Source organism: Serratia sp. FGI94, from assembly GCF_000330865.1.
Classification (GTDB): Bacteria; Pseudomonadota; Gammaproteobacteria; order Enterobacterales; family Enterobacteriaceae; genus Serratia_B; species Serratia_B rubidaea.
Genome location: NC_020064.1, coordinates 682,434 through 693,490, shown reverse-complemented (window position 1 = coordinate 693,490; position 11,057 = coordinate 682,434). Strand labels below are relative to the sequence as shown.

9 protein-coding genes are annotated in these 11,057 nt (G+C 58.2%); 1 reads left to right on the top strand and 8 read right to left on the bottom strand.

What is annotated here, in order from left to right; translation table 11 throughout:
- Positions 1 to 15: 15 nt before the first annotated feature.
- Positions 16 to 954: a bifunctional riboflavin kinase/FAD synthetase gene (ribF, locus tag D781_RS03095; RefSeq protein ID WP_015670852.1), complete on the bottom strand. Its 939-nt coding sequence runs from the start codon at positions 952 to 954 to the stop codon at positions 16 to 18.
- A 392-nt stretch (positions 955 to 1,346) separates the two neighbouring features.
- Here ribF and rpsT point away from each other — a divergent pair, with 392 nt between their 5' ends.
- A complete protein-coding gene (gene rpsT / locus D781_RS03090; RefSeq protein WP_015670851.1) occupies positions 1,347 to 1,610 on the top strand; it encodes a 30S ribosomal protein S20 in 264 nt (87 codons plus the stop codon).
- A gap of 65 nt (positions 1,611 to 1,675) precedes the next feature.
- Here rpsT and nhaR read toward each other — a convergent pair whose 3' ends face one another.
- The 7 genes from nhaR to tal all read right to left on the bottom strand — a co-directional run bounded on the left by nhaR (position 1,676) and on the right by tal (position 10,804).
- Positions 1,676 to 2,572 (bottom strand): transcriptional activator NhaR, encoded by an 897-nt coding sequence (gene nhaR / locus D781_RS03085; RefSeq protein ID WP_015670850.1) that lies wholly within the window; start codon positions 2,570 to 2,572, stop codon positions 1,676 to 1,678.
- A gap of 170 nt (positions 2,573 to 2,742) precedes the next feature.
- Positions 2,743 to 3,912 carry a Na+/H+ antiporter NhaA gene (nhaA, locus tag D781_RS03080; protein WP_015670849.1) on the bottom strand — a complete coding sequence of 390 codons (1,170 nt, stop codon included), beginning with the start codon at positions 3,910 to 3,912 and terminating at the stop codon, positions 2,743 to 2,745.
- A gap of 222 nt (positions 3,913 to 4,134) precedes the next feature.
- On the bottom strand, positions 4,135 to 5,259 hold the full coding sequence (gene dnaJ / locus D781_RS03075; protein WP_015670848.1) for a molecular chaperone DnaJ: 1,125 nt from the start codon (positions 5,257 to 5,259) through the stop codon (positions 4,135 to 4,137).
- Positions 5,260 to 5,365: 106 nt separating this feature from the next.
- Complete coding sequence (dnaK, locus tag D781_RS03070; protein WP_015670847.1) at positions 5,366 to 7,282, bottom strand: molecular chaperone DnaK; 1,917 nt, start codon at positions 7,280 to 7,282, stop codon at positions 5,366 to 5,368.
- 300 nt (positions 7,283 to 7,582) lie between these two features.
- Complete coding sequence (locus D781_RS03065; protein WP_015670846.1) at positions 7,583 to 8,896, bottom strand: MFS transporter; 1,314 nt, start codon at positions 8,894 to 8,896, stop codon at positions 7,583 to 7,585.
- Between the two features lie 213 nt (positions 8,897 to 9,109).
- On the bottom strand, positions 9,110 to 9,697 hold the full coding sequence (gene mog, locus D781_RS03060; RefSeq protein WP_015670845.1) for a molybdopterin adenylyltransferase: 588 nt from the start codon (positions 9,695 to 9,697) through the stop codon (positions 9,110 to 9,112).
- A 153-nt stretch (positions 9,698 to 9,850) separates the two neighbouring features.
- Complete coding sequence (gene tal, locus D781_RS03055; RefSeq protein WP_015670844.1) at positions 9,851 to 10,804, bottom strand: transaldolase; 954 nt, start codon at positions 10,802 to 10,804, stop codon at positions 9,851 to 9,853.
- Positions 10,805 to 11,057: the final 253 nt, after the last annotated feature.

The following is an 11,057-nucleotide window of genomic DNA, read 5'->3' as shown; positions in this document are numbered from 1 at the left end:
ATTTAGGTAGCGCGATTAAACCAGTGTCTTTGGCCCGAAGAATTCCCGGGCGCTCACCACATCATTGGCGATTTGCTGCTTCAGCGCGTCGAGCGAAGCAAAACGCTGTTCATTGCGCAGTTTTGCGCGGAGCACCACATCAATATGGCGCCCATAAAGATCCATTGTGACATCCAGCAGATGGACTTCCAGCTGCTGGCGCACGCCGGCGACGGTCGGGCGCGTGCCGATATTGGCCACGCCCGGCAACGGCTGCAGGCCAAGGCCGTATACCTCAACGGCATACACGCCTTTCACCGGCGCAACCAGCCGCTTCAGCGGCAGATTGGCGGTCGGGAAACCGATGGTGCGCCCCAGCTCATCGCCGTGCACCACGCGCCCGGAAATACTGTAGGGATGGCCCAGCAGCGTTTCCGCCAGCGGCAGATCGTCATCGCGCAGCGCGTTGCGGATCGCCGTGCTGCTGATGCGCTGCCCGCCTTCGCGGAAGGTCGGGGTGCTGACCACCTCGAAGCCGTATTCCGCGCCGGCTTTCTGCAACAGCGGAAAATCACCGAGGCGGTTGGCGCCAAAGCGAAAATCGTCCCCCACCATCAGGAACTTCACCCCCAGTTTTTGCACCAGCAGCTCGGCAACAAAGGACTGCGCGGTATGGGCGGCGAAACGCGGATCGAACTTGACGCACAGCAGGTAATCTACCCCGGCCTGCGCCAGATACTTCGCCTTGTCGCGCAAGCGCGTCAGGCGGGCCGGCGCCTTGTCCGCCGCAAACAGCTCCAGCGGCTGCGGCTCGAAAATCATGACGATCACCGGCAGCCCGAGGCGTTGGCCCTCTTGCTTTAGCTGCTCCAACAGCGCCTTGTGACCGCGATGCACGCCGTCAAAATTGCCGATGGTGAGCACGCAACCATGGTGGCGCGCCCGAATGTTGTGAATGCCGCGAATTAGCTCCATAGCTGGCTCAAAACAGTGGAAATCGGCGGATTATACCTTGTACAGCGGTTAAGGTTAACCCGCGATTGCTTCCTTGGATGTAATAGTCACACCATACCGAAGATTGTCGGCGGGAGAAACGCCTAAAGCGCAGTTTATCCGGCAAAGAACAGCCTGCGGAGGCGGGCGCGCGTCGCCTTGTCGCCGTCATGGCGCAAAAGCGGGCGAATTTTATCGTGAAACACTGTATTCCCATGGACGAAGCTGGTAAAATCCTGCGCCATCACAACGTAGCGAGTGCCGACCGTACAAACGGCGCTTATTTGCACAAATCCATTGACAAACGAAGGCTAAAAGGGCATATTCCTCGGCCTTTGAATTGTCCTCAATAGAATATATTTGGGAGTTGGACCTTGGCTAATATCAAATCAGCTAAGAAACGCGCCGTACAGTCTGAGAAACGCCGCAAGCACAATGCTAGCCGTCGCTCAATGGTGCGTACCTTCATCAAGAAGGTATATGCCGCTATCGCAGCCGGCGACAAAACTGCAGCACAAAACGCATTCAACGAAATGCAACCACTTGTGGACCGTCAGGCAGCTAAAGGCCTGATCCACAAAAACAAAGCAGCGCGTCATAAGTCAAACCTGACTGCGCAAATCAACGCAATGCAATAAGCATTACGTTGTCTGCTTGTTAAAAAAACCGGCCCTGGCCGGTTTTTTTACGTCTGCGTTCCGCCTCAGAGAGTAAACAGCGCGGAAAAATCCTTGTTGCACACCCGCTGCACCGCCGGATGCTGAATCATACGCTCGGCAAAAATAACGTAGTACTCTTCCTGCACGTTATCGATACGGCCAATCTCCACCACGTCATCATCATTGTAGGTATCCTGCGCATACAGCGTCGGCGCAACAAAAATGGCGTTATGGTACATGCCGAACGCTTTCATCAGCGCCGCGTCGTCAAACTCTCCCAGCACCTCAACCTGAATGCCCTGGCTGTTGAACCAGTTAAGCAGTTTGCGCCCCAGCATTGAACGGCGGCCGGGGATCAGCAGCTTACGCTGCTGCAGACAGGCGGGGAACGGCAGATCCGGCACCGGCTGGCGGCAGAAGAAACTGATGCCGCACTCACCCAGCTTCAGCGAGAACAGCCCCTCCTGCTGGCTGGAGTCCACCGGACAGTCCGACAGGATCATATCCAGCTTGTGCTGACTGAGCTGCTCCAGCAGCATCTCATGCGTCGACTCAAAGCAGCGCAGGTGGATTTGCTCGTTCTCCACCACCGCCGTTTCCAGCACCTGGCTGACCAGCCGTTTGGACAATGCGTCCGCCACCCCGACGTCAAACAGCAGGTTGGACTCTTTGCGATAGTTGACGATATCCAGCATTTCCTGGCTGAGCATAAACATCTTGTCGGCGTAGCGGAACACCAGTTGCCCCAGCTCGGAAGGCACCAGCCCGCGCCCCTGGCGCTTGAACAGCTTGCCGTCCAGACGCTCTTCCAGCGCCTTGATCTGGCCGGTAATGGTCTGCGGGGTCAGGAACAGCGCTTCCGCCGCGCCCACCACCGAGCCTTCCTTGCAAACCTGCCAGAAGTAATACAGATGATTAAAGTTGATATGCGACATTCTCACGACGTTGTTCTCCTTACGCTTCGCTGCGGCAAACGGTCTGCCGTATTGAGCGACAAACTCCCTTTTCTTCCTGGCGACATATTTCCTACCTCTGATTTCAAGGCCGGAGCGCCATCATGATACACAGCTCCGACCACAATTGTAGCCCATCATCGCGGTAAGGTAATCGCCTATTTGCCCCGGTGCGCCAGCGACAGACGCAGCAGCGCGTAACCCACCAGCGCCGCCGCGGTGGAGCCTAACAGGATCCCCAGGCGCGAGTAGGTGCTGAACGCCTCGTCCGCACCGCTGAAGGCCAGCGAAGCGATAAAGATCGACATGGTAAAACCAATACCACACAGCACCGAAACGGCAAACACCTGTTTGAAGCCGATATCCTCCGGCAAGCGGGCGATGCCGGACTTCACCGCCAGCCAGCTGAAGATAAAGATCCCCAGCGGCTTGCCGATAAACAGGCCGGCGGCGATGCCCATCGGCAGCAGAGAGGCCAGACCGTTGAGGGAAACCCCCTCCAGCGACACCCCGGCGTTGGCAAAGGCGAACAGCGGCAGGATCAGGAATGCCACCCAAGGATGCATTTCATGCTCCAGCGTCTCTGAAGGCGACGGCCCCTTTTTGACCTTCAGCGGGATCATAAAGCCGACAATCACCCCGGCCAACGTCGCATGCACGCCGGATTTGAGGATCGCCACCCACAGCACCAGGCCGACAATCATATAGATAGAGGTTTTGCTCACCCCGCGCCAGTTCATCAGCGCCAGCACCGCAACGGCCGCCGCCGCCACCCCCAGCGCCGCCAACGACACTTCATGGGTATAGAACAGGGCGATAATCACGATAACCCCCAGGTCATCGATGATCGCCAGCGCCAGCAGGAATACTTTGAGGCTAGTCGGCACCCGGTTGCCCAGCAGCGCCATCACCCCCAGCGCGAAGGCGATATCGGTCGCGGCCGGAATCGCCCAGCCCTGACGCGCAATATCATCGCCGCCGTTGAACAACAGGTAAATCAGCGCCGGCGCCAGCATCCCGCCCAGCGCGGCAATCGCCGGGAACACCGCCTTATCGCGCCCGGCCAGCGAGCCTTGCATCAGCTCGCGCTTGACCTCCAGCCCGACCACCAGGAAGAAGATCGCCATCAGGCCATCGTTAATCCACAGCAGCAGCGGCTTGGCGATCTCCAGCGAGGAAATCTTTACCATCACCGGCAGGTTAAGGAATCCCTGATACACGCCCTGCAGCGGTGAGTTGGCCATCATCAGGGCGATCACCGCCGCCACAATCAGAATGATGCCGCCTGCCGCCTCCTGGCGTAAAAATTGACGAATAATATTGGTCATGCACTGTCACTCCCGACAAAAACGCAAAGCGTCTCCGCTTTGCATTCACCACGTATAGAGTGAGTATAGCCTGCAGGATGATTCGTAAAAACAAGATTATTAGCGCAAAATAACTCGATAAAATCGATCAAATGGAGATCTTTCTGACGCTAAACCCGCATACAAAAAAGAAAACCCCGGCACCAAGGCCGGGGTTTGCAGACGGTAAATACGGCGTTCGCGTTAACGGGTCAAATCATCGAAAAACTTTTTCACCCCGTCGAAGAAAGTCTTCGAGCGCGGGCTGTTTTTATCGCCGGAAGGGCCGCCAAGGCTCTCTTCCAGTTCTTTCAACAGCTGTTTCTGTTTGTCGTTGAGTTTGACCGGCGTTTCTACCACCACGCGGCACAGCAGGTCGCCCTGGCTGCCGCCGCGCACGGATTTCACGCCTTTACCGCGCATGCGGAACAGCTTGCCGGTCTGCGTTTCTGAAGGCACCTTCAGCTTCACGCGGCCGTCGAGCGTCGGCACTTCAATCTCGCCGCCCAGCGCCGCCATGGCAAAGTTAATCGGCACTTCGCAGTACAGGTTATTGCCTTCACGTTCGAAGATCGGGTGCGCCTTCACCTGCACCTGAACGTACAGATCGCCGGCCGGTGCGCCGTGCTCGCCGGCTTCCCCTTCACCCGCCAGGCGGATGCGGTCGCCGGTATCCACGCCGGCAGGAATTTTCACCGACAGCGTTTTGGATTTCTCTACCCGGCCGTGGCCGTGGCAGCTATTGCACGGATCTTTGATAATCTGGCCGCGGCCGTGACAGTGCGGACACGCCTGCTGTACGGTGAAGAAGCCCTGGCGCATCTGCACCTGGCCCTGACCGTGACAGGTCGGACAGGTCACCGGCGAGCTGCCCGGCTTGGCGCCGCTGCCGTGGCACACGTCGCACTCTTCCAGCGTCGGGATACGAATCTCTTTGGTGACGCCGCGCACCGCTTCTTCCAGCGTCAGCTCCATGTTGTAGCGCAGGTCGGAACCGCGGCTGGCGCGCTGACGACGACCGCCGCCGAAAATATCGCCGAATACGTCGCCAAAGATATCGCTAAAGTCGGCGCCGCCGCCAAAGCCGCCGCCGCCCATGCCACCCTGTTCAAAGGCGGCATGGCCGTACTGATCGTAAGCGGCGCGCTTCTGATCGTCGCCCAGGATTTCGTAAGCTTCCTTGATCTCTTTAAAGCGGCTTTCGGCATCTTGTTCCTGGTTACGGTCCGGGTGGAACTTCATCGCCAGGCGCTTGTACGCCTTTTTGATTTCGCGCTCATCCGCCGTTTTGGCGACGCCGAGAACCTCGTAATAGTCTTTCTTCGCCATTGTCTTTATTAGCCCTAACATGCGTGCACGGGCGCAGAGTTGCCTCAACGCCCGTGCTGGTTTCCAGTAACGCGTGAGCGGCGTTACCGTGCCCGCTTAAGGGCGATTATTTTTTGTCTTTAACTTCTTCGAACTCGGCGTCAACCACGTCGTCTTCTTTCTTCGCCGCGTTGTCTGCCGCGCCCGCGTCGGCACCCTGTGCCTGCGCCTGAGCCTGCGCCATTTCCATCAGCTTGCCGGAAACCTGCACCAGCGCCTGGGTCTTCGCGTCGATCTCGGCTTTGTCTTCGCCTTTCGCCGCGGTTTCCAGCTCGCTCAGCGCGCTTTCGATAGCGGTTTTATCTTCCGCTGGCAGCTGCTCGCCGGCTTCTTCCAGTTGCTTACGCGTGCCGTGGATCAGGTGATCCGCCTGGTTGCGCGTCTGCACCAGCTCTTCGAACTTACGGTCAGATTCAGCGTTAGCTTCCGCATCGTTCACCATTTTCTGGATTTCAGCTTCGTCCAGACCGGAAGAGGCCTTGATGGTGATTTTCTGCTCTTTACCGGTGTTCTTGTCTTTGGCAGAAACGTGCAGGATGCCGTCGGCATCGATATCGAAGGTGACTTCGATCTGCGCCATACCGCGCGGTGCCGGCTGGATGCCGTCCAGGTTGAACTGGCCCAGAGACTTGTTGTCGCTGGAGCGCTTGCGCTCGCCCTGCAGCACGTGGATGGTTACCGCAGACTGGTTGTCTTCAGCGGTAGAGAACACCTGGCTGTGCTTGGTCGGGATCGTGGTGTTTTTGCTGATCAGCGAAGTCATCACGCCGCCCATGGTTTCGATACCCAGAGACAGCGGGGTAACGTCCAGCAGCAGTACGTCTTTCACATCACCGGCCAGTACGCCGCCCTGAACCGCAGCGCCGATAGCGACCGCTTCATCCGGGTTCACGTCTTTACGCGGCTCTTTACCGAAGAAGTCAGCAACTTTCTTCTGCACCATTGGCATACGGGTCTGACCGCCGACCAGGATCACGTCCTGAATATCGGAGACGGACAGGCCTGCGTCGGTCAGCGCAACTTTCAGCGGCTCGATAGAGCGCGCCACCAGATCTTCAACCAGCGACTCGAGCTTCGCACGGGTCACTTTGATGTTCATGTGTTTCGGACCGGTCGCATCTGCGGTGATGTACGGCAGGTTAACGTCGGTCTGCTGTGCGGAAGACAGTTCGATCTTCGCTTTCTCAGCGGCTTCTTTCAGACGCTGCATCGCCAGCGGATCGTTACGCAGGTCAATGCCCTGCTCTTTCTTGAACTCTTCCACCAGGTAGTTGATCAGACGGCTGTCGAAGTCTTCACCGCCCAGGTGGGTGTCACCGTTGGTCGCCAGAACTTCGAAGGTTTTTTCGCCGTCAACTTCGTCGATTTCGATGATAGAGATATCGAAAGTACCGCCGCCCAGGTCATAAACCGCGATGGTGCGGTTGCCGACTTCTTTGTCCAGGCCGTAAGCCAGGGCAGCAGCCGTTGGTTCGTTGATGATACGTTTTACTTCCAGACCGGCGATACGGCCGGCGTCTTTGGTCGCCTGACGCTGCGCATCGTTGAAGTAAGCCGGTACGGTGATAACCGCTTCAGTTACCGGTTCGCCCAGGTAATCTTCCGCCGTTTTCTTCATTTTCTTCAGCACTTCGGCAGAGATCTGCGGCGGTGCCATTTTCTGGCCTTTCACTTCCAGCCATGCGTCGCCGTTGTCAGCGCCGATGATTTTGTACGGCATGATGTCTTTATCACGCTGTGCTTCTTCGTCCTGGAAGCGACGGCCGATCAGGCGCTTGATCGCAAACAGGGTGTTTTGTGGGTTAGTAACAGCCTGACGTTTAGCCGGCTGGCCAACCAGAGTTTCACCGTCCTGGGTATAAGCAATGATTGACGGCGTGGTGCGATCGCCTTCGGCGTTTTCCAGCACGCGTGCCTTGTTGCCATCCATAATAGCTACACAAGAGTTGGTAGTACCCAGGTCGATACCAATAATTTTGCCCATCTAAACATCTCCACTAATAAATTCGATTTCGGTCAAGTTGCTAACCTATATGCGGACGTTTTTTTACTTTTCAACTGCCCGATTTTTCCGCCTTGTATCCCCTGCGTTTCAACGCTCAAACCACGAGGTTGCGGGTGAAAGGCGAAGGTGATACCACGATCAGCAACTGCGGTTGAGAATAAGATGGGGGCATCTGGGCCGGCATCAAGGGGGAGAGTAAAAAAATTTCTTTGCCGGGCGGCAATGCCGCGGTCCACCGGCCATCTCTGACCGCTGCCCGTGTTGCCGCCCGGCGGCGCGCTACAGATCCGCCAGCGAATCGGCGCGGGCCGTCAGACGGTCGCCGTCCAGATCGCGATGCAGATAGATCCCCAGCGCCAGCCCGAGCGCCGACAGCGCCAGCACATAATAGGCGGGCGCCAGCGGCGTCAGCTTCATCATCAGCGTGACGAAAATCGGCGTCAGGCCGCCGAAAATGGCGTATGACAGATTGTAGGAAAACGAAATGCCGCTAAAGCGCACCGCCGGCGGGAACGCACGCACCATCACGAACGGCACCGCCCCCACCACGCCGACGCTGAAACCCACCAGCGCATAACAGGCGAACAGCATCTCTGCATGCTGCGCCACGGTCTGATAAAACAGCCAGCTGCAGCCGGCCAGCAGCAGGCTGCCGACGATAAAGGTTTTGCTGGCGCCAAAGCGGTCGGCCGCCAGCCCGGCGGCCAGACAGCCGAAAATCAGCATAATGGTGGCGATGCTGTTGGCCTGCAGCGTCAGCGCCGGCGCAATGCCGAACTGCTTTTGCAGGTAGGTCGGCGTCATCAGGATCACCACCACCACGCCGGCGGACAACAGCCAGGTCAGCAGCATCGAGACGACCACCTCTTTCTTATACTGCTTCACCACCGTTTTCAGCGGCAGCTCCTCCGCCAGCGCCTTGCGTGCCTGCATCTCGACAAATACCGGCGTTTCCTGCAGCCAGCGGCGCAGATACATGGCGATCAGGCCGAATATGCCGCCCAGCAGGAACGGCACGCGCCAGCCGCCGTCGGCGATGCTTTGCGCGCTCAGCGTCGTATTGATAATGGTGGCGACCAGCGATCCCAGCAGGATGCCGACGGTCAGGCCGGCGGTCAGCGTGCCGCAGGCCAGGCCGACGCGTTTACGCGGCACGTGCTCCGCCACAAACACCCACGCCCCCGGCACTTCACCGCCGATGGCGGCGCCCTGCAGCAGCCGCATCAACAGCAGCAGCAGCGGCGCCGCAATGCCGATGCTGGCGTAAGTCGGCAGCAGACCCATGCCCAGCGTGGGCAGCGCCATCAGCAGAATACTCAGGCTGAACATCTTCTTGCGCCCGACCCGGTCGCCAAAGTGCGCCATCACAATGCCCCCCAGCGGGCGGGCCAGATAGCCGGCGGCAAAAATGCCGAAGGTCTGCACCAGACGCAGCCATTCCGGCATCTCGGCCGGGAAGAACAGCTCGCCGACCACGGCGGCGAAAAAGACGAAAATAATGAAGTCATAAAACTCCAACGCCCCGCCCAGCGCCGCCAGCGTCAGAGTTTTATAGTCTTGCCGGTTCAGCCGGCGTTGAGTGTCATGATGCATAGGTTACCGTCAGAGGAAGCAGATAAAATCACGCACGTCCCGAGGGAGCGCTGTAAATGAATCCCGTCATACTTCAAGCTGCCGGCGTGTTGGCTGCACTTAGTCACCCAATTATCAGGATTCCCTCCCTTACCGCCTTCCTGCAACTCGAATTATTTAGGGGATATAACGGCAATGTTATTTCACGCCAGCCTGACGGGAGGCCGCCCGGCGTTAATCGTTCGCGTCGCGACGCGCGCTTTTCGGCCGGAAGGCGGTGACCACCGCGCCGTCCGTTTCCACATACGGCCCTTCAAGCAGCTGGATGCAGTACGGTACGCTGGCGAAAATGCCGTGTACCACCACGTTGCCCTGCCCGTCCTTCACCCCTTCCAGCGTCTCCTTGATCGACTTGGGCTGGCCCGGCAGGTTGATAATCAGCGCCTGCTTGCGGATCGCCCCGACCTGACGTGAAAGAATCGCCGTTGGCACATAGTGTAGGCTGATCTGGCGCATCTGCTCGCCGAAGCCCGGCATCACGCGGTCGGCAATCGCCAGCGTTGCGTCCGGCGTCACATCGCGGCGCGACGGCCCGGTGCCGCCGGTGGTCAGCACCAGGTGACAGCCCGTTTCATCCACCAGCTCGCACAGCGTATGTTCGATCAAGGTTTGTTCGTCCGGGATCAGCCGCGTCTCCAGTTTATACGGCGTCGTCAAGGCGCTGCTCAGCCACGCTTCCAGCGCCGGAATGCCCTTGTCCTGGTAAACGCCGCCGGAAGCGCGATCGGAAATCGAAACCAAACCAATACGTAATGTGTCCATGCTTAACCTCTACAGCCTGACGAAATGCGGGCGGCGTCATTTCCCGCCCGGTGATCAATGCCGAGAGTATACGGCCTCCGCCCGCCGCAGGAAGCCACTGGCATAAAAAAAGGTGGCCTGAGCCACCTTTTTGTCATCTGCGACCTGCGCTGCTTACAGCAGGTCGGCGATCATTTTTTCCAGCTTGCCCTGGTCAACGGCGAACTTACGGATACCGTCGGTCAGTTTTTCTACCGCCATCGGATCCTGGTTGTGCTGCCAGTAGAACTCAGGTTCGGTCAGCGCCGCAGGACGTGCTTTCACTTCGCCGCTGTAGGCGAGCTTACGCTCAACCGCGCCTTCGCTTTCCGCCAGCTCTTTCAGCAGCGCCGGCGCGATGGTCAGACGGTCGCAGCCGGCCAGTTCGATGATCTCGCCGACGTTACGGAAGCTGGCGCCCATCACCACGGTGTCGTAACCGTGCTGCTTGTAGTACTGGTAGATTTCGGTGACGGAAACCACGCCCGGATCTTCGTGCGGCGCGAACTCTTTCTTGTCGCCGTTGGCCTTGTACCAGTCGAGGATACGGCCGACGAACGGAGAAATCAGGTACACGCCGGCTTCAGCGCAGGCACGCGCCTGAGCGAAGGAGAACAGCAGGGTCAGGTTACAGTTAATACCTTCTTTCTCCAGGCGTTCCGCCGCGCGGATGCCCTGCCAGGTAGAGGCCAGTTTGATCAGAATGCGATCGTTGCTGATGCCGGCCTCGTTATACAGTTTGATCAGACGCTTGGCCTTGGCGACGCTGGCTTCGGTGTCATAAGACAGGCGCGCATCCACTTCGGTGGAGATGCGACCCGGCACCAGCTTCAGGATTTCCAGACCAATGTTCACCGCCAGTTTGTCCGCCGCATCGGCGATCTGCTGTTCGCGATCGCCGCTCTGCTCGCGCGCCCATGCGATAGCTTCATCAATCAGCTTGCGATATTCAGGGATCTGGGCCGCATTGAGGATCAGCGAAGGGTTGGTTGTCGCATCTTGCGGCTGATACAGCTTCATGGCAGCAATATCACCGGTATCCGCAACCACCGTGGTCAGCTGGCGCAGGGAAGTTAATTTGTCGGTCATGTTGGCATTGTCTCATCGTTTGTGCATGAACTTTTGGCATCGTTCGATCTTGCCTTGCCCTGATAATAACACGCGCAAGGCGCGGTGCAAGGCACGAAAATGGCCCTGCTCAATAGCGAAATTTTTGCCGTAATGCCAGGTATCTTTCGATATTTACGAAATAAAAATGAGACATTAACGAAAGTTAACAACGGGTAATTGTGCTAACTTCCCGGCACGCCAAGTGCTGGCGACGTGATGATCTGCGAAAATT

Bases quoted from the DNA above. Each gene is read 5' to 3' on its own strand.
- nhaA (WP_015670849.1), bottom strand. From the start codon at position 3,912: ATGACCAATATTATTCGTCAATTTTTACGCCAGGAGGCGGCAGGCGGC.
- dnaK (WP_015670847.1), bottom strand. From the start codon at position 7,282: ATGGGCAAAATTATTGGTATCGACCTGGGTACTACCAACTCTTGTGTA.
- D781_RS03065 (WP_015670846.1), bottom strand. From the start codon at position 8,896: ATGCATCATGACACTCAACGCCGGCTGAACCGGCAAGACTATAAAACT.
- tal (WP_015670844.1), bottom strand. From the start codon at position 10,804: ATGACCGACAAATTAACTTCCCTGCGCCAGCTGACCACGGTGGTTGCG.
- ribF (WP_015670852.1), bottom strand. From the start codon at position 954: ATGGAGCTAATTCGCGGCATTCACAACATTCGGGCGCGCCACCATGGT.
- dnaJ (WP_015670848.1), bottom strand. From the start codon at position 5,259: ATGGCGAAGAAAGACTATTACGAGGTTCTCGGCGTCGCCAAAACGGCG.
- mog (WP_015670845.1), bottom strand. From the start codon at position 9,697: ATGGACACATTACGTATTGGTTTGGTTTCGATTTCCGATCGCGCTTCC.